The organism is Thermococcus indicus (genome assembly GCF_006274605.1).
Lineage (GTDB): Archaea > Methanobacteriota_B > Thermococci > Thermococcales > Thermococcaceae > Thermococcus > Thermococcus indicus.
Genome location: NZ_CP040846.1, coordinates 648,805 through 673,334 on the forward strand (window position 1 = coordinate 648,805; position 24,530 = coordinate 673,334).

Here is a 24,530-nt window from a genome sequence, read left to right on the forward strand (position 1 = left end):
CACTGGGAGAAAACAGGGCCTGTTTCTCGAAAAATCCCTTCAGGAGGGGGTTTGGAGAAAGGTTTAAATACCCGAACCCACAATTACCATTAAGGTGAGTGTTATGGGAGTACTGACAAAGGAGCAGATTATCGAGATGATCAAAGGGCAGAAGGGCCTTTCGAGGGATGAAATCGAGGAAAAAATATCCCAGATAGCGGTCCGTGATGGCATTTCAGAGCACGCCGCGGCGGTTGTGCTTGCCGAGGAGCTCGGGGTTAACCTTGAGGGAAGGGAGGAGCTCCTCCACATAGCCGACCTCGTGCCCGGAATGACCGGCGTTAACGTCGTTGCGAGGATAATGAGGAAGTACCCGCCGAGGGAGTACAAGAAGAGGGACGGCTCAACCGGCCACGTGGCTAACCTCATAATCTACGACTCAACGGGCAAGGCAAGGCTCGTTCTCTGGGACAGCCTCATCACCAAGTACTACAGCGAGCTCAACCCAGGAGATATCATCAAAATAATCGACCCCGGCGTGAGGGAAGGCAGGAACGGGATAGAACTCCACGCCAACTTCAGGACGAGGATAATCCCGAACCCGGAGGATCCGAGGGCCGATGAGATACCCCCGCTCGAGGAGGTCAGGAGCTACAACTATCAGAGGAGGAAGATAGGCGAGCTAATGGGAGGGGAGAAGTTCGTCGAGGTTCGCGGAACCGTGGCGAGGCTCTACCGCGTGACGGTCTACGACGCCTGCCCGCAGTGCAGGAGGAAGGTGGACTACGACCCGACCACGGAGTCTTGGATATGCCCGGAGCACGGCGAGGTGAAGCCCACGAAGATAACCATAGTGGATTTCGGCCTCGACGACTCGAGCGGTTACATAAGGACGACCCTGTTCGGAGACGATGCCGCGGAGCTGATAGGCCGGGACCCAGAGGAGATAGCTGAGAAGCTCAGGGAGCTTGTTGAGAGCGGTTTGACCCTCAGGGAAGCCGGAAGAAAGCTCGCGGAGGACGAGTATTACTACCTGCTGGGCAGGGAGATAGTCGTCAGGGGCAACGTCGTGGACGACAAGTTCCTGGGACTCATACTGAAGGCCTTCGGCTGGGACGAGGTCGATCCGAGGCGCGAGATAGCCAGGGTGAGGGCCGAGCTGAAGAGGGCCATAACGGAGCTTGAGGGTGGTGAGTGAAATGGAGGAAGTCAGGTTCAGGCGCAGAAAGCCCGCCGTCGAGAGGAAGATAGGCGAGATACGCGACGACGATACGAGGATTTCACTCATCGGCAGGGCGTTTAAGGTCGACAAGATGGACTACACCTTCTGGCTCGACGACGGAACCGGCGTCATACTCATAGAGAGCGAGGAGAACGTCCTCCCCGCGGAGGGCCAGGTGGTCAGGGTCATAGGGCGCGTGATAAGGAACGAGGAGGAAACCCACATCTACGGCGAGGTCGTTCAGGACTTCAGCAACGCCGACCTGGAGGCCCTGGAGGAGATAAGGGAGCTCGAAAGAAAGGTTCTGCCCAGGGTTGAGGGCATCGTGGAGTTCTTCGGGGGTGAGGAGATATGAAGAAGCGCCTGCCAGCGAGCAGGGTCTATATCAGGGACATCATCGACGGCTACTACGTCAGGAGTGAGGGCGACTTCGAGCCGAACTACCTGATAACCAAGGACGCCCGAAAGGTTTACCGCGTCAAGGTTGTCGCCACGGTCGTCCGCGAGCCGGTGATAAGCGAGGACGAGACCTACGGCAAGCTCCAGATCGACGACGGGACCGGAACGATATGGGTTCTCGGCTTCCGCGACGACACGCGCTTTGTGAGGCTCGTGAAGAAGGGCGACCTCGTGCAGATAATCGGAAAGGTCGGGGAGTGGCGTGAGGACAAGCAGATACTCGTTGAAGGAATAACCAGGGTCGAGCCCAACATGTGGATACTCCACCGCTTCGAGACCCTCAAAGAGAAGGTTGAGCACGCAAAGAAGGCCAGAATAGCCTTTGAGATATACGACAAGTACGGCATCACCGCGAAGGCAAAGGTCATCGCCAAGAACCGGGGCGTGAGCGAGGAGATGCTGATAACGATAGACGAGCTCTACACCATGATGCTTGAGCAGAGGAGCACGGAGGAAGCTCTGTTTGAAGAGGAGGAAATCATCGAAGCCGAAGAGGCCAAAGAGGAGAACCCTGAGCTCGAGAAAGCTAAGAAAGCAGTCCTCAATCTGCTCCAGGAGAAGGGCAAGGCGCTCTCCCACAAGTTCATCGTCAAGAAGCTCTCCTCCGACTTCGATGAGGAGCTCATCGAGGACGCAATCACCCAGCTCCTCGCGGATGGGGAGATATACGAGCCGGAGATAGGCTACTACGAGCCGCTGTGAGCTCTTTCTCTTTTTAGTTCTCCCGGAAAATAGAAGAAGCGGGAGTCAGTACTGCTCCCTCATCGTCCTTATGACCGGGTCGTGGATGAGCGTCGAGGTTATGCTGTCCACCATGCGGAAGAACTCGTCGCGGCCCTTCTCAAGGGCCATGTTCTCCAGCCTTATCAGCTCGCAGCTCGAGCCGAGAATCCACTTGCCGAGGAGTATCTTCTCCCTGTTCCCCTTTTTGAGATCCAGCCTGGCGAGGCCGTAGGGTATGTCCGCGGTCCACCAGTTGGCCCTGAACGTAACGCTCCAGCCGGCACTCTCCACAGCCTCAACGAGTTTCTCAAGGGTCACCCCCGGCCCGTGAGGCGTTTTGAACGTAACGACGGTCCAGAGACCGTCCCCCTCAAGCGCACGTGAGAGTTCATCCTTAAACTCCATGAACTTCACCTCCAGTTTTGTTTCTCATGGTTCAGACCAGCGCCGCAATCAGGAAAGCCATCACGGCGAGGAATATGCTCACCTTCAGCAGCTTCTGGGAGCTGTGGGCCGCCTCCCTATCCTGGGAGCGAAGTATGAGGTATGCTGCGTAGAGGATTACAAGGTCAACCGGCACCATCGCGTAGTAGCCGAGACCGACCCCCGCCGTTATCGGGAGGAAAGAGGCCACCACCGTCAGCACCGCGAAGGCCGCACCGAGGTAGGCCGCGTTCCTCTTCCCCCACACTATGGGCAGGGTCCTGGCACCCTTCGCAAGGTCACCTTCAACGTCCTCGATATCCTTTATAACCTCGCGCGCCACGTTCACCAGGAAAGCGCACACCGCCAGGTAGCCGGCCAGGCCGAGGTGCTCAACGGAGACCGCACCGTAAAGCGGCGTCGCACCGGTCAGGGCCGCAACGACAAGGTTGCCGACGAAGGGCAGAGGCTTGAGCTTCCAGGCGTAGAGGAACATGGCGGCGTACGCCACAAGGGCCAGCAGGAAGGCGTAGACGTTTATCATGTACGCCAGCACCAGCCCCACCGCGAAGAGCAGCAGGGAGTAGTGAAGCGCCGTTCTCCTGTCCATGGCGCCCCTGGGGAGCGGCCTGTCAGGGCGGTTTATTTTATCTATCTCGTAGTCGAAGTAGTCGTTTATGGTGTTGCCCCCGGCGCACCCCAGGGTGACCACTAGGAAGACAAGGGCCGTCGTCAGGGCGTCGGGGAGGTGACCAACCGCCACGATCGACCCAAGGATACCCACCACTCCGGCCAGGGCACAGTTGTGGGGCCGGGTTATCTCGATGAAGGCCTTGAATTCCATTAGGCTCACCTAATTCGATTAGGTTATTGACTTAAAAATCTTTGCTACAGCTCCTCCCGCCTGAGGAGACCAAGTTCCTCACCGTTTTCAAGCACCTGTATACGGCCAAAGCGCAGTTCTGCCGCATTCTCCACCTCTTCCTGGGATAGGGGGGTGAGGACCTGAGCCTTCATTCCGCTGAAGTTTATCCACTTCAGTATGCCAACGCCCATACAGAGCCCCTTCCCATCTATGAAACCCACGAGAAGGTTGCTCAGTCTCTCAAAATCTATGGCGTGGAGGGAATGGCGGGCGTACTGCCTCGAAAAGCCCTCCGCATCGACCTTGACGACGGTGTAGTGCTCCCCCTTCCACCCGGCCACCACGAGCCACTTGAAGAGCGTGGAGAGCAGTTCGCGCTCTTCCCCCTTCAGGGGCCTGCCGCGGAAGAGCTCCGTGCCCCCAGGAATCACCTTCGTCAGATCCACCTCAACGGTCTGGGAGTCCGAAAAGTATGCCCTCCACTTCTCCCGCCGGACCTCCCTGCGTTCCCGGCGGGAGTGTTCCCTCGCGGCGGGGCTGACAGAGAGAGTGACGACTTCACCGTACGGGGCGAGGACCTTTCGCAGGTATTCCATCTCCCCAGCCCGCTCAAGCAGAACGATGAGGTCCGGCCTAACGAGTTCGGCTTTGAGGCGCTTCAGCTCGGCCCCCGTTCCCGTGACGAAGCCGGTAGTGTCTATCAGGACGACGTCCGCCTTTTCAGCGGCGATGTCCGTGAGCCTCTTAACCCCCACCGCCATCTCACCGATGTACTGGCCGGGGGTGGTCGTCCCTATGAAGTAGTGAGCAAAGCCCTCGAGCTCGCTCGGACTGGAGAACGGCCCGTCTACGAAGGCAAGGCTGACCGTCGCTGGCGGGAGGATTCCCTTCTGACCAACGTCGCTGTCCACAATCGCGACCCTAAGACCCCTTTCAACCAGGCCGTTGGCCAGGAACGTGAGGAGCGTCGTCTTGCCGCTGTCGGTTCCCCCAACGAGCATAACCCGAAGGGGTCGGTCTCTGGAGGACAGTTCATCGAGAAGGACAAAACGATCCTCAGGGACATCCGTGGTGTATCCCGCCTTGTTCATGGGAGCAGGTTGGAAAGAGAAATTAAAAAGATAACTGCGGCACATCCGGAAACGACCCAGAATCTCGAAGGGGAGCCAACGACCCCGGCTGGGATACGAAGCCCGAGAAGGAAAGGTCAGAACATGTACAATGAAAAGACTTATAAGATATGTTATATGCCACAGAATATAGGCCAACAAAAATTTGACATTGGCCTGGAAAATCGTTGGTTTAATAAATGTGTAAATAAGAATCATGCAAAAGGAGGTTTAAAAATGGAGGAGAAGGCCACCCTTACCCCGAGGCAGATCAAACTGCTCAGGAAGTTCCACGAGGAGGGCAAGACCATAGAGGTCCACACCGTTGAGAAGACCCAGGACGAGCTTGCGGACGAACTCGGGATAACCAGACAGGCCCTCAGCAACCACCTTAAGGTGCTTAAAGAACTCGGCTACATAAGAACCGGGAGGGGCTTCATAGACCTAACCGACAGGGCCCTTGACCTTCTCGGCGAGAAGAAGGGCGATGTGTTTGTGTTCGTGAGAATAGAGCCCACGAAGAGGAGGCAGGTTTACGAGGCGATAAAGAAGCTCAAAATAAAGAAGATATACCGCGTCACCGGCGACATAGACCTCATCGTTGAGGCAGACAAGACCCGCCTCGATGAGATACTCGAGGAGATATCCTCACTCGACGGCGTCAAGGAGACCATCACCCACATCGTTCTCGAGGTTCTCTGACTCCGTTTCCGTGGAGGGCCGCTTCCTGCCCTCCCCAAGCTTCTTCTCCATGAGCTTCCTCAGCTCAAGGAGGTTCTTTCCGAACTTGGCGGATATCGGTATGAACGTCTCGGGCACCTCGACGTAGGGGACGCCGAACTTCTCGGCGAGAAAGTTTATGGTCTTCTGGATGTTCCTTATCTTGTCCATCTTGTTGACCGCGACTATCACCGGAATCCCCAGCTCCCTCAGGAACTGGTAGAACTCCACGTCTATCGGTATCTCCCCGCGCTTCTCCCAGCGCTCTATTATCTCCGGGGCAGCCTTGCCATCAACAACCAGAACCGCCAGCTCTATCCCCTCGGCGTTGTTCTCGATGAAGTGAACTATCTCGTCCTTCACCCTCTCCTGAACCCTTTTCGGCACGCCGCTCATGAAGCCGAAGCCGGGCATGTCCACCACCAGCTTTCCGCGCCAGTTTATCTCCACCGGCTTCCTGGTAACCCCCGGCCTCTTGCCCCTCTTGACCCACTTGCCGGTCAGGCGGAAGATGAGCGTGCTCTTGCCAACGTTCGAACGTCCCACGAATATTATCATCCCTCTCACCGTAAGCGATGAAGTTCTTTCGCCTTATAAGCCTTGGCGGAAAAGTTAAGTATGCCAAGGTACAAGTCACTCCGGTGGTGTTTTATGGTAGAGGGTAGTGAAGCTAAAGCCAACCAGCTCATCAACAAATTCGTCATATCCCTGACGGATGGGAAGATACTGGGTTATGTCACCGATATAAACGTCGAGGTTGAGGGCGACCAGTTCTACTTCATCCTCAAGATGAAGGAAGTGGAGAACCTCGGTAAGGGCCAGAGCATGTTCTCCAGCGAGAGGAAGCTCAAGATAAGACCGAGCGATATAGTCAACGTTGGTCCTGACGTCATAATCCTCGGAAACGGCAAAGTCCCGCCCCTCAGGGAGATCGAGAGGCTCAACCAGATAGCCGAGGAGTACAACGCCCTGGTGCGGGAGCTCGAAGCCAAGGAAAAGGCCATTGAAAAGCTCAGGGAGGAGAACTATGGTCAGACCAAGCAGCTGGACGAGCTCCAGCGCGAGCTCAGGAAGCTACAGATAATGAAGGAGGACTTCGAGCACCTCAAGGAGCAGCTGGTGAGGCAGGAGGGCCAGCTTGAGATGGCCAAGGAATACATACGGCTCCTGGAGGGCCTCAGGCACGACATAGACAAGATAAAAGAGGACGTTGACAGGCTCCTGCAGACCCAGCTGGAGGAAGTTGTTAGGGGAATAATCAACGAAGAGCTGAACGCAAGGGGATTAAAGAAGACGAGCTTCATTTAGCTGAAGAGCTGCGGGCCAAAGGCGTGCAGGAGTATCTCCAGGGCCACGAGTATGAGCGTCACCGCAATGACGCCCCTCGGACTTATCTTTATCGCCCTGGTGTCCTCGTCGAAGAACCTCATGAGACCGGCACCGGTCGGGGGAAGTGTGGTCTTCTCCTTTGCCATTTTCTCTCACCTCTTAAAGGAGGTAGGGTTCTCCAATATATAAAAAAGTTGTGATTGGTGGCATCGGGAGTCCCGCCCCATGCCGGAGTATAGTTTGCAAACATCAAGATTTTTGATGACAATGTTTATATAATATAAGGACGAGCATCCAAACAGCAGGTTCTGTCTGGGTGAATCCCAACCGGAGCGCCCGGAAGCCAGCGACCCTTCTCACCCAGCGGCGCTCCGTCTGGCAAAAACGTATGAAATTTTGTCAATATTTGGGGGTGTTAGTATGGCGATGTTCCTAGTCACCCACCGTTGGTCGGATGAAGAGGCCATCGTGGCGGCAAAGGAAGCTGCTGACTTCTTCAGTAAGGTCAAGCTCCCGGAAGGCTTCGAGTTCGTGGCATCGTACAACTTCGACGGCGGCGGCTACACAATATGGAATGCCCCAGACAGGGAGGCCCTCGAGAAGCTCCTCGAAAACATAGAGACACCAACTTTCAAGAAGAACATGGAGATTACCGAGATCGTTCAGAGCTATCCGCCAACGGTTGAGTACACCGTGAGGCTGTGGTACTGGATCCACCGTCTTGGCAAGGGGTGAGCTCTACCCCTTCAAATTTCAGGAGGAAACTTTTTAAAGGCCAAACCACAGCGCTCACTGGATAAGGGGTTTACCCAATGAATCCCGCTAATGACATAGGAGGTGGGAGGAAATGGCGACCTTTAAGCTCGTTATATCCAACCCGAAGAACGGCATAGCCAGGCAGGTCGAGATAAGCGGCGAAGAGGCCGAGAGACTCATAGGAAAGAGGATTGGAGAGGAGATACCGGCGAGCGAGCTCGGACTCAACCTCACCGAGATATTCGGCGAGGAGATTCCGGGCGATGCCAAGCTCAGGATAACCGGCGGAACCGACAAGGACGGCTTCGCCATGAGGCCCGACGTCCACGGCCCGAGGAGGGTCAAGATCCTCGTCTCCAGGGGCCCCGGCTTCAGGCCCAAGGAGAGGGGTGAGAGGAGGAAGAAGACCGTCAGGGGCAACACCATCAGCCCCGAGATCGTCCAGATCAACATGAAGCTCGTCTTCTGAGCTTCCTCCTTTCCCAAACTTATTGCTCTTCTATCCCGCTCAACTTCTCTCCATCGAGGTAACCTTAATAAATGTCCCCGCGGTCTAATCTTAGGGGTGTGAGAAGATGGCAAAGAAGAAGGAGTTTAGACAGGCTGAAGTTAACATCGGAATGGTTGGTCACGTTGATCACGGTAAAACGACACTCACAAGGGCCCTGACCGGTATCTGGACCGACACCCACAGCGAAGAGATGAGAAGGGGTATCACAATCAAGATAGGCTTCGCCGACGCGGAGATGAGGAAGTGCCCGAGCTGCGGAAGGTATTCAAGTTCACCGGTGTGCCCGTACTGCGGCCACGAGACCGAGTTCGAGAGGCGCGTTTCCTTCATAGATGCCCCCGGACACGAGGCGCTCATGACCACCATGCTCGCGGGAGCATCTCTCATGGACGGCGCGGTTCTCGTCATAGCCGCCAACGAGGGAATAATGCCCCAGACCAGGGAGCACCTCATGGCCCTCCAGATAGTCGGGAATCAGAACATCGTCATAGCCCTCAACAAGATCGAGCTGGTTGACAGGGAAAAGGTCATCGAGAGGTACCACGAGATAAAGGAGTTCGTCAAGGGTACGGTTGCCGAGAACGCCCCGATAATCCCGATTTCTGCCCTTCACGGCGCGAACGTTGACGTTCTCCTCGCGGCGATAGAGGAGTTCATACCGACCCCGAAGCACGACCTCAACAAGCCGCCCAAGATGCTGGTTCTCAGGAGCTTCGACGTCAACAAGCCAGGAACCAAGCCCGAGAAGCTCGTCGGCGGCGTCATCGGAGGTTCGATAATCCAGGGCAAGCTCAAGGTTGGCGACGAGATAGAGATTCGCCCCGGCGTTCCCTACGAGGACCACGGCAGGATAAAGTACGAGCCGATAACAACGGAGATAACCTCCCTCCAGGCGGGCGGAAAGTTCGTGGACGAGGCTTATCCGGGCGGTCTGGTCGGCGTTGGAACCAAGCTCGACCCGTACCTCACCAAGGGCGACCTGATGGCCGGAAACGTCGTCGGAAAGCCCGGCCAGCTCCCGCCGGTCTGGGACGACCTCAGGCTTGAGGTTCACCTCCTCGAGCGCGTTGTAGGAACCGAGGAGGAGCTCAAGGTCGAGCCGATAAAGAGGCGCGAGGTTCTCCTCCTCAACGTCGGAACCGCGAGAACCATGGGTCTGGTCACCGGCCTGGGGAAGGACGAGGTCGAGCTCAAGCTCCAGATACCGATATGCGCGGAAGTCGGCGACAGGGTCGCCATCAGCAGGCAGGTCGGCTCAAGGTGGCGCCTCATAGGCTACGGCTTCATAAGGGAGTGAACCCTCTTCTTTTCCATTAACCTTCGGTGAGACTGATGCCTGAAAGACGGGAATGGCTGGTGATTCCGGACACGAACTTTCTCCTGGTTCCGGGGCAGTTCGGTGTCGACATAATCGGCGAGCTGAACAGGGTTCTCGACGTGAGGTTTAGGATAGCCGTCCCAAACGTCGTCCTCCAGGAGCTGGATGTCATAGAGAGGAAGTCCAGAGGGAAAGATTTGCTCGCCATCAGGATGGCCAAAAAGCTCGCGGAGAGGTTCGAGGTCGTTGAGATGGGCCGCTTCGGTGAGAGGCCCATAGACGACCAGATCTTCGACTTCGCGGTGAAGAACGAGCGCGTTATAGTCTGCACCAACGACAAGGGTCTGAAGAGGCGTCTCCGCGAGAAAGGCGTTCCTGTCGTCTACCTTCGCTCGAAGAAGATACTCGAGCTTGAGGGCATGCTTGGGTAATCAGACAGTAACTATCTCAAGAAAGTCCACCCTTTCAAAATCTGAGTCAAAGGTGGCGATTTTTTCAATGCCCTCAACCATACACGTCAATACTATGATGGCATCGTTCGGCAGGAGGCCATACCGGGAGACCACGCTGAGAAACTCCCCAATGGAATAGGAAGGGTTCAAAAGCGTAAAGCCGGAGAGTAGTTCCTCAACGGGAGAAATGTCAACATCGAGCTTTGGAAGCTTCTTTTTAAGACTGTAAGGTCCCAAACCTGTGGCCAGTCTCAGGTATCCATACGTAACCTCGGAGAGCACTACAGAGTTGATGACTCCCTCAACATCTCCCGACTCAGCGAGCAGTATGAGAGAGCGAGCCTTCTCGTCGCCTCCAAAAAATTTAAGGAACACATTGCTATCAAAGAACACCTTCATTCTCTATCTCCTCGATAACCTCTTCAACACGCTCCCTTTTGAACATCCCAAAGTACTTACTAATCCGTTCAGGCTTTTTGAGTACGATGATTACCTCTTCCCCCTCTTTCAGGTCAAGCTTTTTTTCAGGAACCAGCACACCATGCTTGTATACTGCCCGGACACTTTCCATAACCACCACATTCCTCACTTTATGTTCGTTGTATTTATTGATTTCGACTGAAAACGGCAATCCTTAAAACCCCCTCTTCTCCATGCCTTTGGGTGAAAAGGATGTACACGGAGGAAGAGCTGCTGGGCGAGATTAGGGAACTCCTCGGCGACGAGGAGCTCTACGGGCTCTACGAGAGGGCATTCAGGGAGTACCACTACTACTTCGAGACGACCAACTACATCGTTCTGAACGTCTACGGCTTCAACGACCACGGGCCGATCCACGTCCTGCTCACGACGAGGCGCGCGCTGGAGCTCCTGAACATCATCAGGAAGTTTGGAATCGGGACGACGGCCGAGAAGCTCGGAAAGCCCTTCAGGTGGAGCAAGTTCATAGTGGCATTCGGAGCGCTGTTCCACGACACCGGGAACATGATACACAGGATAAACCACTACCAGTTCAGTGTTCTCCTGGCGGAACCGATAATAGATGCCCTCGTGAGGGAATTCGAGATGGACGACCCGCTCCTCCTCAAGGCCCTAACGCTGAACGCCATCTACACCCACGATGAAGCCGTTCCGTGCACGACCATAGAAGGCTCGCTCGTTACGATAGCGGACGGCTGCGACATGGAAGCGGGAAGGAGCAGGCTGGTTCACAAGAAGGACAAGGTCGACATCCACGCAGTTTCAGCTCTGGCCATCGAGAGGGTGGAGATAAGGGAAGGAAACGAGGAGCAGCCGATACTCATCGAGATATGGATGAAGCATCCCGCCGGAATCTTCCAGGTGGACGAGATACTGACGAAGAAGGTCAAGAGTTCCCTCCTGGGCGGGAGGGTCAGACTCAGGATACACACAGGCACCGAGGTAATGGAGAAGGTTATTTAATCCCCCACCGTTTCTTTATCCATGCTGATCGAAGCCTACCGCGACCTGAAGTACCTCCTCAACAGGGGCTACCGGAAGAGCTATGCCCTCGAGTTCGTGGCCAACCACTACAGGCTGACCAAGGGCGAGCGCTACCTCCTGGCCAGATGCGTTTTTTCAGACGAATGGATAGAAGAGGTGGAGAGAAAGCTTCTGAGGCCGGAAGAGCTCGGGGGCAGGGTTCTAGCGGTTGACGGCTTCAACGTCCTGATAACACTCGAATCGCTCCTCGAGGGAAAAGCTATCCTCTGCGAGGACGGGCTCGTGAGGGATTTGAAGTATCAGGGAAGGTACAGACTCAACGAAGGTACGGAGCGGCTCCTCGGCCACCTTGCCCGTGCCCTCGATGGACTGGACATTGAAAAGGCCGTGTTTTTCTACGGGAAGAACGTCCCCGGGAGCGGGGAGGTGAAGAGGCTAACGGAAGAAGCCCTCATCCGGGAGGGGGTTCAGGGAGAAGTAAGACTCGTCAAAAGCCCCGACTTTGAACTCAAGGCCTTCGAGATCGTCGCAACGGCCGACATCGGGATCATCTCGAAGATCCCCCACGTCTTCGACCTGGCCGCGTACGTGGGAAGGCTCGCCGGATGGGAGGCGGGCGGTTTCTTTGAAATCCTGGGAAAAACGTAATCAGAGAGATATTGACATTCAGATGGCCTTTTTAGAGCTACAAAGCCGTTTGAAGCCTTGGAAAATTTTTAATAGAGTCATGTAGAAGGTAGGAGTATATTCCGCAGTACCCGCTTTCCTTTCTTGGCGGGTGACGGAGGAGGTTTGCATGAGGAAAACCAAAGCAATCCTGCTGGCACTTCTGATAGCCAGCATGGTCCTCACCAGCGGCTGTATGGGCGAAGAGGCCACCACGGGCTCTCCCTCCCCCACGACGTCAAGCCAGCCGTCAGCGAGTCAGCCCGAAACCACTACAACGCAGGAGCCCTCAACCTGGGAGATGAGAGTAGTCTGGAGCGCTGACACCACGGGAATACCCTTCATGGACATGAGCCCGGACGGAAGCCTCTCAGCCGCTATAGACTGGAACCGCGGTCTTTTGTACTTAGTCAAGCCGGACGGGAGCAACAAGACCCTGAACCTAAGAAGGGACGAGGGCGAAATACAGCCGGTGGTTTCGAGCGTCGCCGTGGTTGGAGACCAGGCCTGGGTTCTGGCGTCCTACGGAGGGTTCGCAGGGATAAGAATCTTTTCATGGAATGGTTTTGTCGGCGAGGAGAGACGAGGGGGAGCCGGCGCGGTTGCGGATTACATGCTCCGATCGCCGAGCGGAAACCACGTCTGCTACCTGGTGACAGTATCCCCCACGGAGCAGGAGCTCCACTGCGACGGGGAAAAAATCACGCTCGCACCCGATGATTACGACCTCAAGTCCGTCTCGGACTCCGGGCTCGCCGTTCTGTCGGAAAAGGAGAGGGCGTTCGTCTTCAAGGACGGAAGGAGAATCCTGACGTTCAACACGAGCAGGGTACTTGCTTACCGCGATAAACTGCTGGTGAGCGAGGATGGGAAGCTGAGGATTTTCTCCGAGGACGGAAAGTTGCTGGCCGAGGGGAACTATCCATTCGACCAGACGGTACTGCTCAGATGGACTCTGATTCCCACCGGAAGATACCTGCTCCGGCACGAGCCCTTGGGGGACACCCATGTACTCACGTGGAACCTCACGGAGGTAGGAACCATTCCGGGCTTTCCCTACTTCGCCAACGAGGACTTCGTAGTTACCGCCAAAGACGGTATTATTCACTGCTACTCGCTCGACGACTTCCATGAGGTCTTCAACGTTAGGGTTCCGGGAGATTCACTCGGCTACATAAAGCTGAGCGACGACGGAAAGGTGATGCTCGTCTCGGGGGAAACGGGAGGGTTTTGGCTCTATGCCAAAGATTAACACCCAAAATTTAAATAGTCCAAACATGTATTTAATATAAGAAAAGAAGGAGTTGAGAAGATATGAAGAAATTTGGAACTGTTCTTGCAGTTTTCCTGGTACTTTTGATTTTTGTCAGCGTTAGTGGATGTCTCGGAGGCGGGGGAGAGGAGAGCCCCACGACATCTGAGTCCCCCACCGACACGGGAAGTCACACCACCAGCGCGGGAACCGGCGGGGGAGGATACAGCACGACGGAGAGCCCGGGCGGAACCACAACCGAAACCGAAACGGAAACCGGTACATCGGAGTACGCATCATGGATGAACCCGTGGGACGCATACAACCCGATCCAGATAGACGGCGAGCAGTACCTCATAACCTCCATAAAGTACAAGCTCAGGATAAGGACCGAGGAAGGAGGCCCGATCTACGAGTACGAGGTTGAGAAGAGCAGGGGGCCGACGAAGATACACGTTTACGGCAACAAGATAGACATGGAGACCGGAGAGCAGGAGAAGGCGGACCTGGGAGAGTTTGAGGTTTACGAGTACTACGGAAAGATCACCCCGATAAACGCCGAGTATATGAACGGCACCTTCGAGTACCGCCTCTGGGTGATCGAAAGGACTTCCGACACTGACACGTTCTTCCTGTTCCCGTCACTGGACTTTCTGACCCTCTACGCATCCCTTTACGCGGGCACAGGCAACGCCGTTGGGGTATGGATGAAGTACGGGGACCAGGTTTTTGAGTTCTACAACCCGGCAGCCGTCGGTGAGACGGGCGTGGCCCCCTACCAGGAAGGGGACATGAACATGCTCTCGAACATCGCCGACATAGAGTCCATATACATGAGCTGGTACGGGTTCTACAACTTCGGTTTCTGGACGGCCCTCGAGGACGAGAACATCTACCAGGAAACCACGGGCAGCTGGGGAGTGATGGGCTACCAGTACAACTACGAGGTGAATCCGGACGGGACAATGACCCTTGGAGGCAAAGACTTCAAGGTGTCGAAGGTCTCGTGGACGTACACCCTCGGGAGCATTACCGGCCAGGGTGAGGCGGTCCTCGCGGCCAACCTTCCGGTGCCGATAGAGGCCAAGGGAGTCTTCATCGAGCAGGGAGGGGCCAACGTCTTCACCCACGTCAAGATCGAGGACATCGGATTCGAGAAGGTCTGAGCCCTCCAACCCTTTCACTTTTCAGGCAAACTTTAAATCTTTCAAGGGATACTTTTCTATCATGTTCGGCGAGCACGAGCTCAAGACCCAGTTCATCAAAATCATGGACAAAAAAATTCATCTCGTTGAGGAATCCGAGGATAAGATCCTCTACCGCCGGGATGGGACGAGGGTTCTGATAAAGAGGGGAAGGGGAAAGTTCCTCATCCTTCCGGCCCCTGCCGAGGGCTATGGTGTGAAGTTTCTGTTCATAAGGCTCACCGAGAGGATCGCCATCCCCCCAAAGGAACGGCTAACGGGGTACCTCTCCGCCCCGATCGACATCTCGGTGAGGAGCGGCGACCTAGAGATAGACCGCTTTACCGTGGGGCGGGAAAAGTACACCCTCTACGGCGAGAAGACGGTGGGGGTCATAGCGAGGTACCACGAGAGCGACTTCTATGAAAAGCCCCCTGATTCCCCCGGGGTGGTGAAGCTCGTCATCAGCAACCCCACGGAGAGCTGGAGGATGGTGGAGAGGATAGTGTTCCCTATAAGGAACAGCGTGATGTTCTACGAGGAAAGTAAAGCCTACTACCCACTCATAATCCTGCTGACGAAGGAAATCTACGAGGTGAACAACACGGGGAACCCCCCGGACGGGACGCTGAAGCCCACCCATGAGGCCGAACCGCTCCCCAACTTCAGGATGAGGTGGTCGTGATGACTGCCAACAACACCACAACGGCCCCATCAACCTCGCCGGCGCCGATTCAGATAGACCTCAGCCTGCTGACCCTCGTGGAAGCGGCGGTAATAATATTCGGTATGATAGTCCTCGGAAGGATAGTCAGGAAGATCATCATCAGAAAATCAAAGGAAACGAGCCTGACCTGGATAATCAACGAGGACACGGCGGATATAGTCTTCAGGATGTTCGTGCTCGGGGGCATCATATGGGCCCTGTACCTGCTCGGCATAATGAGCTACGGGCTGGGACCGACCACCGTGGGCAACATAGCCTTCGCGATGGGCTTCTTTTACTTCTCGTACCTGATAGCGAAGAAGTCCAAGGACTACATGATAATGAGCTCGGGGAAGAAGGCCAGGCCCGAGACGATAGTCAAGGCGAAGGTCTTCTACTACCTCTTCATAACCATCGCCTTCTTCATGGCCCTGAGCTTCGCGGGAGTGAGCACTGAACTGAGCGCCCTGCTGGCCGCGGCCGGAATAACGGGTATCGTCCTCGGTTTCTCCGCCCAGACGGTCGTTTCGAACTTCATCTCCGGCGTTTTCATGTACTTCGACAAGCCCCTGCTCATCGGTGACCAGGTCAAGATAGGCGAGCTGGAGGGCGTCGTCGAGGACATAAGGATACTCTCGACGAGAATAAGGGCCTGGGACGGAACGCTCATCAGGATACCGAACGAGAAGCTCTTCAACAGCAACATAGTGAACTTCATGCGCTACCCGGTCAGGCGCGTGGATGTCAACATCGGCATAGCCTACGCCGCCGACGCCGAAAGGGCGGTGGAGGTGATAAAGCGCGTTCTCGATGAAATCCCGCTCGTCCTCGTTGAGCCGGAGCCGCTGGTTTACGTGGACCGGCTCGACGACAGCTCGGTGGTCGTGGCGATAAGGGCCTGGGCGCCCAGCGAGAAGTGGTTCGAGGTCAGGACGAGGATAATCCACAACGTCAAGAGGGCCCTCGACGAGGCGGGAATAGAGATACCGTTCCCGCAGAGGGTGAACTGGTTCGCCAACGAGCTGAAGATCAGAATCGAGGAGCCGCCCAACAAATCGGGGGAAAACGGGGAGGGAGCTTAATCCCCCTTCTTTTCAATCAGCGCGTAGAAGAACCCTATCGTCCGGTGCCTGTGGGGCCAGGCCCTCATGGTTCCGAGAAGGAAACCCGGATCGTAGGGACCGTTCAGGGGCACCAGCTCGGCATCATCGTGTCTCCCCAGGAACCACCTCACAACCTCCTCGTTCTCCTCGGGGAGCATGGAGCAGGTGGAGTAGAGTAACCTTCCCCCGGGCTTCAGAAGCCTCCAGGCACTTTCTATGAGCTCCCTCTGAAGCTCGACGACCTTCGTAATGTTCTTCTCGCGGAGGCGCCACCGGAGCTCGGGGTTCTTCGCTATCGTTCCGTCGCTGGTGCATGGCGCATCGAGCATCACCCTATCTGCGATCTCCTCCCCCAGCATGCCGGGGGCCTTCCTTCCGTCCGCCCTGATGGTCTCTGCAATCTCAACGCCCGTACGCTTGAGAACTTCGCGCATGCGTTTTATCCTCGCTTTATCGACGTCGAAGGCGTAGATTTTCCCCTCTTTTTTCATCAATTCCGCCATGTGGGCCGTTTTTCCACCGGGGGCGGCGGCAAGATCCACGACCGTTTCTCCCGGCTCTGGGGCCAGCAGTAGAGATGCAACCGCTGCCGCCTCCTCCTGGGCAATCGCCCAGCCCTTGTTGAAGAGCCATTCCGGGTTGAATGGGTCGAGGATGCGGATGACCGTAGCCACTCTCCTGCTCCTCTCGTACCGGACGTTCTTTTTCTCCAGGTAGTCTTCAACGTCCTCGACTGTGGTCTTCAGGAGGTTGACGCGTATGCTCGTCGGCAGGGTCTCGTTGAGGGCCCCGAGCAGTGCCTCCGCCTCGTTGCCCAGCAGTCCCCTCATGCGCCGTATGAACCACTCCGGAAACAGGTAGTCCCACTTCAAACGCTTCTCATCACTGTCGATGACGGGCATGTACTCGAGGATCCTCGGCAGGAGGTCGTAGTAGTAATAGCCGACGTAGGGATGGGTTCTCTTCGACAGAAACTGGGCGAGGCCCTTCAGATGCCCCCGCGTCTTTTCGCCGGGATCCCTAAAAACGGCCACCTCAACGGCCACCCTGAGCGTTGCCCTCAGCCAGGGATCGAGGATGAGGGGCGAAACGCCGACGAGCTCCTCGATTATCTCGTCTATCAGACCGAGCCTGCGCTGGATGGAGTAAAATATGCCCGTCAGCTTCGAGTTCTCCCAGCCCTCGATCCTGTACTTTGCGAAGGCCTTTCTCTTGGCGCTCTGGCTGGGCTTGATTTCCTCCCCGAGCTTGACCGCCTCTATGAGTGCATACAGCTGTCTGTCGCTTAGTTTTAATTTGGCCACGTTCATCCTCCACCATTACCTGGGGAGACCGGCATATATCGCTTTCGCCCGAAAAGTGGGAAAGAATTACACAGACCTGCTGGGCCTGAGGACTTCTATGAGATCGGGTTCGATGGCGCCGTTCGCCTCCCACATACGAAGAAGGAGGTCGGTTTTCCCGATAATGAACAGGAGAAAGAGGGCATCCTCGCCACGTCCGTCACTCAGGAGCGACCTGACCGCATCCAGAGCCTCCTCATGCCTGGAACTGTAGTAGGAGAACAGCACGTTCTCCAGATTCTTTCTGACCTTTCCCGCCCTGGTACGCAGGAAGACGTTTTCTTCCCCTGTTTCAACCGCCCGGAGCAGGGAAGTGAAACGGACGAGCCGTCTCATCATCTCCGGTGTCGTGTGGAACTCCAGAACCTCCTCGAGGAAGTCGATTCCGAGCTCGATCATCAGGGCGTTGCCGCTCGAGATCAGCGCCGCCATACTGGCCGTCAGGAACTCCCAGTAGCCCGCAATCGTCCCCATGTTGAGGAGAACGCGGAGACCCAGGAGCCGCGTCCACAGGGAGCCCGAGAACACGAGGGAACGAACCTTTGAGAGCCCATCTTTTCCAAGGGGCGGCACCTGCACCCTCTCAAAAAGGTCGAGTATTGAGAGGCAGGTCAGGGTATCCTCCCCCGCCACCACTTGAGCCGCTGCGTCCAGAAGCACAAGGAACCGCTCCTCGTCGAGGGGGGTGTTCTCAAGGAGAGGCGTGAGAACCTCCAGCGCTCTGTAAACGACCCTGGGATCCTCATCGGTGAGCCTGCTGGCCAGGGACATGAAACCCTGACTCAGTATGAGCGTCCTAACACCCGTATCCGAGTCCTCAAGAAGCTTTCCAATGGCCATAAGGGCTCGAAGGCGGACGGTGCTGTCATCATCCTCCAGCAATCCAAGAAGTGACATGAGCGCATGATCGTCATCGTTTGCGATATTGATTACATCCATAGCCCGCCAGGATGTTAGTATCTCCTTAATTTGATCCATACACCCACCCCCTATTCTACCCACAATAAATTGAACGTCATCCAATATATCGTTTTCGCTTTATGTTCTCTCGAGTCTATAAATGTCCACCAGAACCCTTTCCAGTCTCTTCCTGTGGAAGAAGAACTGGGCTGGAATCTCAAAGGGGAGCGTTATCCTGTGGGTTATCTCGAAACCGGCGTCCCCAACAAAAGCCTCTATGAAACGCCTCACCTCGGGTTTGGCCAAGTGTATGGAATAAACAACATCGCTCACTTCAAAGGCCTTGAGCAGAAAAGGCCTGTCCGCGTGGGGGTTCTGGCTGCCGAAGGGGGGGTTCATCACAACCGTGTCCACCTTCCTCTCAAAACGGGAGACCTCGGAGTGAATGAACTCGATGCACTCCTCCATACCAAGGGAGCGGGCGTTTTCTCTCGCGATCTCAAGCGCGGTTTCGTCCACCTCAACGGCGTAAACCCCCGCGGCACCAAGGAGGCAAGCACCGATGGAAAGAACACCGGTTCCCGCACCCAGGTCCCCCACGACCCTTCCCTCAATGTCCCCCAGTGAATGGGCCAACCAGAGGAGCTCCGCGGCGACGTTCCCTGGAGTTCTGTATTGTTCGAGCTCGGGTTTGGGATTTCTGAAACCCTCAAGGCGGGAGAGGGCAATCGCGAGGTGCTTCTTCCTCACTTCCCACCACCGTGGAGGGCTATGCCGAGGGGCTCGTCTTCCTTCCGCCCCACCCCGAGTATCTCGTCGAATTCGTAATCCTCGCGCAGGCCCAGGAGTATCTCGACCTCCGGCGGCGTCAGTACCGGCTTCCTCCAGTTCTCGTAGTCGTCTATCGGGACGCGCGGGCAGGCAACTACGACGTACGCATCGAAGTCGAAGCCCTCGAGGGCAGGGTAGCTGATGTGGTTCATGGCTATAAGCCTCGCGTACTTCCCGTGCTCGCGGAGGAGTTTAACGATGCGCTTCGCCTCGGCTAGGCGGAGCTGGCCTTTCTTGGTGCTCGTTATCACGCCAAAACGCTCCGCATCCATGGCCTTTGCTATCTGCGCCCAGCGTTTTCTGATGAGCCTTTCGGCCTCGTTATCCATCCAGATGGCATCGCCGGAGTATGGGTTTACCGCGAGGGTTGGCTTCCTCGTCGCCAGTGCAGCCCCCAGGGGGTGGAAGTAGCCGGCTCCTATGAAGAGAACCCCCTCGGCATCCACCTTCGCCGCGGCAAAGTTACAGCCGAGAATCTGGCCCGGCCAGCTAACGCGGGAGTCCCCTTTTCCTATGATAACTTCAAAGCCGTGTTTTTCCAAAAACGCCCTCGCCCGCTCAAGCTGGTGAATATGCTGGGCGGTCGTGACGAGGGCTATCCTCCTCCCCAGCTTTTGTACCTCGTCAAGGTTCTTCTCGAGTGAGGGAACCACATCAACGTTCGCAAAGGCGGGAACGAATATCGCCGGAACCTCCAGATGGAGCATCATGTACGAGTGCCCCAGGTGTATCAGCGCGTCGCAGCCGAGTAGCTTCGCTTCCTTATCTGCAGGGTCGCAGGCGCCGTAGTTGATGTCGCCGCTTATTATGGCCTCTATCCCGTTCCCCTCAAGAAAGTCTGCTAGGGCCTGGGCCTCGCGCTTCAGACCCTCGGGCGTCTGAATGAGCACGCGCTTGGCGTTTAGCTCTCGCAGCTTATCCAGTACCTCTCGCATCGAAACCTCGTGCATCTTGCCCACCGCCGACAGTTGGGCGGAACCCTTTAAATCACCATCGATTCGCAGAATTGTACAGCACCTTGGTGAACCTAAAAGTACATTATCAACCATAGACGTGCAACCGAAACTCTTATTAAACATTACTGCACTAGATTTTCTGCAATGCGTTGGAGGTGCTACAAATGAGGAAGGTTGCTGCAATCCTGGGGCTTCTCTTCCTGGCCGCGATGCTGAACCCCGTTGCGGCCTCCAGCAGCAAGGACGACGCCAACTACTGGCACCCCTATCCGTGGAACGTCGTCTCCGGCGACATCGTCATCGGCCACAACCCCAACAGCGATAAGTTCATACCCGGATACTGGACGCACACGGGAATAATCGCATACTACGACAGTTATTACGGGGAATGGGTCGTTATTGAAGCCTGGGAATCTGGAATAAGGATGGTCCTTCTCTCCGACTTCCTCCGCAGATACGACACAGTTGCCGTTCTGCGCGTCGCCACCAGCGATTACGTCAGGCAGAACGCGGTTTACTTCGCCTATCATCAGCTGGGCAAGCCCTACGACTGGGGCTGGTGGACGAAGCAGGTTTACGGCGACAGTTACTACTGCTCTGAACTCGTGTGGGCGGCGTACATCGCCGCGGGCGGCCCGGACATCGACGCGAACCCCGGCTGGAGCTGGACCTACGCCAACGGGGTTGCCCCGCAGGAAGTTTACGACGACGGCGACACCTATGTGATATACTACCACTCGGTCTGATTTCCTCCATTCTTTTTTCCGGGACAGAAATCCTTAAATATTCTAAAGCAGACAATACCTCGAAGTTCGATGCATCGGGGTGATTAGTATGGACGGCATCATCATAACGACCACCGAAAGCCTGCCAGGGTACAGGGTGGTCGAGGTAAAGGGCCTCGCGAGGGGCGGCATAGTCAGGGCCACCCACGTTGGCAGGGACATAATGGCCTTCTTCAAGAACCTCAAGGGCGGAGAGGTGCAGGAATATACTCAGATGCTTGCCGAGGCCAGGGAGGAGGCTTTGAGGAGGATGAAGCTGCACGCCGAGGACATGGGGGCAAACGCAGTTATAGGGGTTCGCTTCATGACCTCAGCGGTGGCATCGGGCATGGCCGAGATATACGCCTACGGCACGGCGGTGGTCGTTGAGAGGATCGAGGAGGAGTGAGCATGTACCTCCTTCCGTTCCCCATCCTCGGTGGGCTGCTGGCGTGGGCAACGCTCTACTTCCTGGGCTTCGAAAAGCAGAGGTGGGGAGAGTTCGCCCTCGGTTTAGCGGCGTTTTTCATAGCGATGATTATCCAGAGCCCCATCCAGCAGCTTCCGCTCCTCGGAATTGGAATAAAGTCCAACGCCGACGTTATAGCGAGGGGAACCGCGTTCACCATAGGTGTTTCGATATGGCTCGGTCTCATCGCTGGAACAGTCCAGGAGGGGGCAAAGTACCTCCTCGTGAAGGGGAAGAGCCTGAACACCGGCCTGTTCATGGGGCTGGGCTTCGGAATAACGGAGGTCTTCGTTATAGCCGGGGCCGCCCTGGCGGGGGCCCTGGCCACGGGGGAACCCCTCGACGTCCCCCACGAGCGCGGCACTGCTCTCGATGGTGGAACGCTACTTCGTCGTCCTCTTCCACGTCGGAACCGGGATATACCTCGCGTACGCCTACAGGGAGGGATTCGGAAAGAGCGGCCTTCTGGCGGTGATAGGAATCCACACCGCTATGGACTCAATGGCAGCCTATTACCAGCTCACGAAAAGCGAGCCGGTAATGTACGCGGTAGAGTTTATAACCGCCCTCGCCGCACTGGGATTGCTGTACTACACTATTCCAAAGGCAAAGGTCGAGCTCCCGAAGGAAGAGGAAGCCCTGTGGTGAGCGACGTGCTGGTGGACAGGAAGGAGAAAGCCCTCAAGAAGCTGAGAAAGGACCTCCGCTCCGGGCTCTACTCGTACCTGGTGCTCCTGCTCCTGGAGAGGGAGGAAGAGCTCCACGGCTACGCAATACGGAAAAGACTGGAGGAGCTCAGCGACGGCAGGATAGTCCCAAGTGAGGGGGCACTCTACGACATCCTCAAGAGCCTCAGGAAGAGCGGGCTTGTCCAGGACACCTGGGCGGAGGTCGGGGGGAGGCCGAGGAAGTACTATTCCCTGACGAAGCTGGGCAGGGAAGTGCTGAGCGAGCTGAGGATGGAGATAGGCGCGATAATGGAGACGCTTGAGAGGATGGAGGGCGATGGGTGATGGGCACGAGGGAGGGGTCTGCCCTCAATCTCAGGAGGATGAAAGGCGCTGTGGGGTTCTCCTTATAGCCGCCGTTCTCATAGGGATTTACCGCATGATTACAGGTGGCGTGAATGGGCGGGTATGAGCTCCTCAGAATCCTCTGGGCGGCCTTCATCGGCCTCGGCATAATCGCCGCGGGAGTTCTTACCCTCACCTCAAAGGGTGAGCCTGGAATAGGGTTCAGAATAGGCTACACCTATATTTCGGAGAGGGCAAGGAGAAAAGCCAACCGCGTTTCAGGGATTGGAACTATTCTCACCGGGGTGTTTCTTATAATCCTCTCCCCGTTTCTGACGTTCGCATGGCTGGCGGTTGTCCTGCTCCTGGGCCTTGGGACAACCATATTCCTCGCCTATCTGACTGCAAAGCGCGAGTACGAGCTTGAGGAGCTCTCGAAGGAAGTCCCCAAAGGACCGGGGAGAAAGATAGAGCCTCCCGATCTAAAGGTATACATTGGTCTCCAGGCGGTGTTTCTCGGGATTTTTGCGCTTTTCTCCACAACGGGAAGCGTTTCAAAGGAAACCACACTAATCCTCGGTGGGGCGCTCCTTCTGCTCCTTGCACTGACGGTTCTCGCATCTCGTCCGCTGGTTTTCCAGCTGGCGCCCGGTTTCTCCGGAATCATGGCGCGGAAGTTCGCAAGGGCGCTGACCATTGTCTCAGGTTTAATAACGGCGGAGGTTGCCTTAGCGGCACTCGGTTACGAACTGGGTCCGCTTGGCATCGTATTCCTTCTCATAATCTCACTCGGTGTTATCTTCTACGCAGCATTCACGGCCCTAACCGGAGCATATGAGGAGGGTTACTATTAGCTTTCAAGGGCCTTTATCAGCTCCTTCCTATCGGGCTTTCTGATTATTCCCACCTCAACGGCGTGCTCAAGCACGTAGTCGGGCAGATTCTCCCCGAAGAATGCCCTTACCCCCTTACCCGGGAAGTATAAGACGTAAACTCTAACGGTCTTATCGGGGCACCTCCCCCTCGCGACCATGAAGCCTTTCTCTGCGTTCACCCTCGCGATTTCCCAGGAGAAAACCTCTGCGAGACCTAAAAAGGCCTCAAAAAGCTTCATTCGGGCATCTCTCAGGGCCTTGTTCACGGCCTGGCGTGAGATTCCCAGGGCTTCAGCTATCTCGACCTCGCGCATTCCCCTGGCCCTCATCAGCCAGACTCTCTCCATGCCTTCAGGAAGTTTGAACATTGAAGTCACTCCCCCCAAGTGATTTTAGGAAAACATCCAAGGTATCCTGGTCGTCAAAGGATATCAAAAACTTTCCCCGCGAGGTTCTCAAAACGACGTAATCCTTCACATAGTGGTTGAGATACGTGAAAACCAGTGCAATCTCAACTGCAACAACCATGGCAAAGTCAACGGCAGCGGGCACTACCAGCCACAGGAGAAAGCCAAGAATCATAGGCAGAGCCAAAAGCGCCATGCCAATGGACTCGTTTTCAAAGGGCAGGATGAGGAGCAGGAGATACACAAAAGAAACCAAAAATAGGACAGTGTAACCTGTGTAATCTCTGCTTGGATGGGTCAGCACAACAAGGATGGAAAAGCATGCCGTCGATAGCACAAGCAGGAAAAACGGGGGGAACTCCCCGGCAAGCGAAGTGGCCCTTAACCTGCGGATTACCTTGACTTCTTCTATCTCATCCAAGTGGATTTCTCGGCTCATTCGTCCGAAGAGATACCGAAGCCTAAGGACTCCGTCTTCAATCTCAACGGATGTTCCCCATGACATCGCAAGGAACAGCCAACCTGCAATGCCAACCCAAAAGGTTTCCAAAACCAAGGGTGCGACTACAAAGAACACGAATCCCAAGGCCAGCAAAAGCAACTGTGGCCCCGACGTGTTCATTGGGGTTGCTCCCCTCAGTTTCATCATCACCACCTTGTCAACCAATGTAGGTTGACAAAATATTTAAGCCTTTCGATGCATTTAAATAATTTCATGCATTTCTATCCGT

At 55.9% G+C, this 24,530-nt stretch carries 34 protein-coding genes; 20 read left to right on the forward strand and 14 right to left on the reverse strand.

What is annotated here, in order from left to right; all coding sequences use genetic code 11:
• Positions 1-103: 103 nt before the first annotated feature.
• The 3 genes from FH039_RS03525 to FH039_RS03535 are packed head-to-tail and all read left to right on the forward strand — an operon-like array spanning position 104 to position 2,362.
• A complete protein-coding gene (locus tag FH039_RS03525) occupies positions 104-1,177 on the forward strand; it encodes an OB-fold nucleic acid binding domain-containing protein (protein WP_139681608.1) in 1,074 nt (357 codons plus the stop codon).
• Position 1,178: 1 nt separating this feature from the next.
• Complete coding sequence (locus tag FH039_RS03530) at positions 1,179-1,556, forward strand: replication protein RepA (protein ID WP_139681609.1); 378 nt, start codon at positions 1,179-1,181, stop codon at positions 1,554-1,556.
• Entirely contained in the window at positions 1,553-2,362 is an 810-nt protein-coding gene (locus FH039_RS03535; protein WP_139680231.1) for an OB-fold nucleic acid binding domain-containing protein, read from the forward strand. The genes FH039_RS03530 and FH039_RS03535 overlap by 4 nt, the downstream gene beginning before the upstream one ends.
• A gap of 45 nt (positions 2,363-2,407) precedes the next feature.
• On the opposite strand, the gene FH039_RS03540 is transcribed toward FH039_RS03535, so the two are convergent.
• Genes FH039_RS03540 through FH039_RS03550 form a run of 3 tightly spaced genes read right to left on the reverse strand, consistent with a single transcriptional unit; the run spans position 2,408 to position 4,762 of the window.
• Complete coding sequence (locus FH039_RS03540) at positions 2,408-2,788, reverse strand: ribonucleoside-triphosphate reductase (protein ID WP_139680232.1); 381 nt, start codon at positions 2,786-2,788, stop codon at positions 2,408-2,410.
• A 31-nt stretch (positions 2,789-2,819) separates the two neighbouring features.
• Positions 2,820-3,650: a geranylgeranylglycerol-phosphate geranylgeranyltransferase gene (locus FH039_RS03545; protein WP_139681610.1), complete on the reverse strand. Its 831-nt coding sequence runs from the start codon at positions 3,648-3,650 to the stop codon at positions 2,820-2,822.
• A 44-nt stretch (positions 3,651-3,694) separates the two neighbouring features.
• Positions 3,695-4,762, reverse strand: coding sequence for a Clp1/GlmU family protein (locus FH039_RS03550; protein ID WP_168188366.1), 1,068 nt, complete (start codon positions 4,760-4,762; stop codon positions 3,695-3,697).
• Positions 4,763-5,017: 255 nt separating this feature from the next.
• Between FH039_RS03550 and FH039_RS03555 the strand changes: the two genes are divergently transcribed.
• Complete coding sequence (locus FH039_RS03555) at positions 5,018-5,482, forward strand: Lrp/AsnC family transcriptional regulator (RefSeq protein ID WP_139680233.1); 465 nt, start codon at positions 5,018-5,020, stop codon at positions 5,480-5,482.
• Here FH039_RS03555 and engB read toward each other — a convergent pair.
• Positions 5,429-6,058 (reverse strand): GTP-binding protein EngB, encoded by a 630-nt coding sequence (gene engB, locus FH039_RS03560; RefSeq protein WP_139681612.1) that lies wholly within the window; start codon positions 6,056-6,058, stop codon positions 5,429-5,431. The two genes, FH039_RS03555 and engB, sit on opposite strands and share 54 nt — an antisense overlap.
• Positions 6,059-6,151: 93 nt before the next feature.
• Between engB and FH039_RS03565 the strand changes: the two genes are divergently transcribed.
• Positions 6,152-6,808 carry a hypothetical protein gene (locus tag FH039_RS03565; RefSeq protein ID WP_139680234.1) on the forward strand — a complete coding sequence of 219 codons (657 nt, stop codon included), beginning with the start codon at positions 6,152-6,154 and terminating at the stop codon, positions 6,806-6,808.
• Here FH039_RS03565 and FH039_RS03570 read toward each other — a convergent pair.
• Complete coding sequence (locus FH039_RS03570) at positions 6,805-6,975, reverse strand: preprotein translocase subunit Sec61beta (RefSeq protein ID WP_058939416.1); 171 nt, start codon at positions 6,973-6,975, stop codon at positions 6,805-6,807. The two genes, FH039_RS03565 and FH039_RS03570, sit on opposite strands and share 4 nt — an antisense overlap.
• Positions 6,976-7,249: 274 nt before the next feature.
• Between FH039_RS03570 and FH039_RS03575 the strand changes: the two genes are divergently transcribed.
• The 4 genes from FH039_RS03575 to FH039_RS03590 all read left to right on the forward strand — a co-directional run bounded on the left by FH039_RS03575 (position 7,250) and on the right by FH039_RS03590 (position 9,845).
• Positions 7,250-7,564: a DUF3303 family protein gene (locus FH039_RS03575; protein ID WP_139680235.1), complete on the forward strand. Its 315-nt coding sequence runs from the start codon at positions 7,250-7,252 to the stop codon at positions 7,562-7,564.
• Between the two features lie 112 nt (positions 7,565-7,676).
• Positions 7,677-8,054, forward strand: coding sequence for a 30S ribosomal protein S6e (locus FH039_RS03580; protein WP_139680236.1), 378 nt, complete (start codon positions 7,677-7,679; stop codon positions 8,052-8,054).
• Positions 8,055-8,160: 106 nt separating this feature from the next.
• On the forward strand, positions 8,161-9,393 hold the full coding sequence (gene eif2g, locus FH039_RS03585; RefSeq protein WP_139680237.1) for a translation initiation factor IF-2 subunit gamma: 1,233 nt from the start codon (positions 8,161-8,163) through the stop codon (positions 9,391-9,393).
• A gap of 35 nt (positions 9,394-9,428) precedes the next feature.
• Positions 9,429-9,845, forward strand: coding sequence for a PIN domain-containing protein (locus tag FH039_RS03590; protein WP_139680238.1), 417 nt, complete (start codon positions 9,429-9,431; stop codon positions 9,843-9,845).
• On the opposite strand, the gene FH039_RS03595 is transcribed toward FH039_RS03590, so the two are convergent.
• On the reverse strand, positions 9,846-10,265 hold the full coding sequence (locus FH039_RS03595) for a type II toxin-antitoxin system VapC family toxin (RefSeq protein ID WP_139680239.1): 420 nt from the start codon (positions 10,263-10,265) through the stop codon (positions 9,846-9,848). It abuts the gene before it with no gap.
• Positions 10,249-10,437, reverse strand: coding sequence for an antitoxin family protein (locus FH039_RS03600; protein WP_139681613.1), 189 nt, complete (start codon positions 10,435-10,437; stop codon positions 10,249-10,251). The genes FH039_RS03595 and FH039_RS03600 overlap by 17 nt, the downstream gene beginning before the upstream one ends.
• Positions 10,438-10,538: 101 nt before the next feature.
• On the opposite strand from FH039_RS03600, the gene FH039_RS03605 reads away from it, so the two are divergent.
• The 6 genes from FH039_RS03605 to FH039_RS03630 all read left to right on the forward strand — a co-directional run bounded on the left by FH039_RS03605 (position 10,539) and on the right by FH039_RS03630 (position 16,220).
• Positions 10,539-11,309, forward strand: coding sequence for a metal-dependent phosphohydrolase (locus tag FH039_RS03605; protein ID WP_139681614.1), 771 nt, complete (start codon positions 10,539-10,541; stop codon positions 11,307-11,309).
• 21 nt (positions 11,310-11,330) lie between these two features.
• The gene (locus FH039_RS03610) at positions 11,331-11,978 is read left to right on the forward strand and encodes a DUF434 domain-containing protein (protein ID WP_139680240.1); all 648 of its coding nucleotides are present in this window, start codon (positions 11,331-11,333) and stop codon (positions 11,976-11,978) included.
• A 148-nt stretch (positions 11,979-12,126) separates the two neighbouring features.
• Positions 12,127-13,248 carry a hypothetical protein gene (locus FH039_RS03615; RefSeq protein ID WP_139680241.1) on the forward strand — a complete coding sequence of 374 codons (1,122 nt, stop codon included), beginning with the start codon at positions 12,127-12,129 and terminating at the stop codon, positions 13,246-13,248.
• 62 nt (positions 13,249-13,310) lie between these two features.
• Positions 13,311-14,414, forward strand: coding sequence for a hypothetical protein (locus tag FH039_RS03620; RefSeq protein ID WP_139680242.1), 1,104 nt, complete (start codon positions 13,311-13,313; stop codon positions 14,412-14,414).
• A gap of 61 nt (positions 14,415-14,475) precedes the next feature.
• Positions 14,476-15,117, forward strand: coding sequence for a DUF432 domain-containing protein (locus FH039_RS03625; RefSeq protein WP_139680243.1), 642 nt, complete (start codon positions 14,476-14,478; stop codon positions 15,115-15,117).
• Positions 15,117-16,220: a mechanosensitive ion channel family protein gene (locus FH039_RS03630; RefSeq protein ID WP_139680244.1), complete on the forward strand. Its 1,104-nt coding sequence runs from the start codon at positions 15,117-15,119 to the stop codon at positions 16,218-16,220. The genes FH039_RS03625 and FH039_RS03630 overlap by 1 nt, the downstream gene beginning before the upstream one ends.
• On the opposite strand, the gene FH039_RS03635 is transcribed toward FH039_RS03630, so the two are convergent.
• From FH039_RS03635 to dph2, 4 genes are all read right to left on the reverse strand, one after another.
• A complete protein-coding gene (locus FH039_RS03635) occupies positions 16,217-17,545 on the reverse strand; it encodes an RsmB/NOP family class I SAM-dependent RNA methyltransferase (protein ID WP_139681615.1) in 1,329 nt (442 codons plus the stop codon). The two genes, FH039_RS03630 and FH039_RS03635, sit on opposite strands and share 4 nt — an antisense overlap.
• Positions 17,546-17,611: 66 nt before the next feature.
• Positions 17,612-18,562, reverse strand: a complete 951-nt coding sequence (locus tag FH039_RS03640; RefSeq protein WP_139680245.1) for a hypothetical protein — start codon at positions 18,560-18,562, stop codon at positions 17,612-17,614.
• A gap of 60 nt (positions 18,563-18,622) precedes the next feature.
• A complete protein-coding gene (locus FH039_RS03645; protein WP_139680246.1) occupies positions 18,623-19,234 on the reverse strand; it encodes an METTL5 family protein in 612 nt (203 codons plus the stop codon).
• Positions 19,231-20,265 (reverse strand): diphthamide biosynthesis enzyme Dph2, encoded by a 1,035-nt coding sequence (gene dph2 / locus FH039_RS03650; RefSeq protein WP_139680247.1) that lies wholly within the window; start codon positions 20,263-20,265, stop codon positions 19,231-19,233. The genes FH039_RS03645 and dph2 overlap by 4 nt, the downstream gene beginning before the upstream one ends.
• Positions 20,266-20,435: 170 nt before the next feature.
• On the opposite strand from dph2, the gene FH039_RS03655 reads away from it, so the two are divergent.
• On the forward strand, positions 20,436-21,017 hold the full coding sequence (locus FH039_RS03655; RefSeq protein WP_139680248.1) for a YiiX/YebB-like N1pC/P60 family cysteine hydrolase: 582 nt from the start codon (positions 20,436-20,438) through the stop codon (positions 21,015-21,017).
• A gap of 88 nt (positions 21,018-21,105) precedes the next feature.
• Positions 21,106-21,444 carry a heavy metal-binding domain-containing protein gene (locus tag FH039_RS03660; RefSeq protein WP_139680249.1) on the forward strand — a complete coding sequence of 113 codons (339 nt, stop codon included), beginning with the start codon at positions 21,106-21,108 and terminating at the stop codon, positions 21,442-21,444.
• A 55-nt stretch (positions 21,445-21,499) separates the two neighbouring features.
• Here the strand turns inward: FH039_RS03660 and FH039_RS12325 are convergent, their stop codons facing one another.
• On the reverse strand, positions 21,500-21,832 hold the full coding sequence (locus FH039_RS12325) for a hypothetical protein (protein WP_240703265.1): 333 nt from the start codon (positions 21,830-21,832) through the stop codon (positions 21,500-21,502).
• 44 nt (positions 21,833-21,876) lie between these two features.
• On the opposite strand from FH039_RS12325, the gene FH039_RS12330 reads away from it, so the two are divergent.
• From FH039_RS12330 to FH039_RS03675, 3 genes are all read left to right on the forward strand, one after another.
• Positions 21,877-22,152 (forward strand): hypothetical protein, encoded by a 276-nt coding sequence (locus FH039_RS12330; protein ID WP_240703266.1) that lies wholly within the window; start codon positions 21,877-21,879, stop codon positions 22,150-22,152.
• Positions 22,153-22,157: 5 nt separating this feature from the next.
• Positions 22,158-22,517 carry a PadR family transcriptional regulator gene (locus tag FH039_RS03670; protein WP_139681616.1) on the forward strand — a complete coding sequence of 120 codons (360 nt, stop codon included), beginning with the start codon at positions 22,158-22,160 and terminating at the stop codon, positions 22,515-22,517.
• Positions 22,518-22,630: 113 nt separating this feature from the next.
• Positions 22,631-23,371, forward strand: a complete 741-nt coding sequence (locus FH039_RS03675) for a hypothetical protein (protein WP_139680250.1) — start codon at positions 22,631-22,633, stop codon at positions 23,369-23,371.
• Here FH039_RS03675 and FH039_RS03680 read toward each other — a convergent pair.
• Positions 23,368-23,760 carry an RNA polymerase sigma factor sigma-70 region 4 domain-containing protein gene (locus tag FH039_RS03680; protein ID WP_139680251.1) on the reverse strand — a complete coding sequence of 131 codons (393 nt, stop codon included), beginning with the start codon at positions 23,758-23,760 and terminating at the stop codon, positions 23,368-23,370. The two genes, FH039_RS03675 and FH039_RS03680, sit on opposite strands and share 4 nt — an antisense overlap.
• Positions 23,744-24,454 carry a hypothetical protein gene (locus FH039_RS03685; RefSeq protein ID WP_139680252.1) on the reverse strand — a complete coding sequence of 237 codons (711 nt, stop codon included), beginning with the start codon at positions 24,452-24,454 and terminating at the stop codon, positions 23,744-23,746. The genes FH039_RS03680 and FH039_RS03685 overlap by 17 nt, the downstream gene beginning before the upstream one ends.
• Between the last annotated feature and the right edge of the window lie 76 nt (positions 24,455-24,530).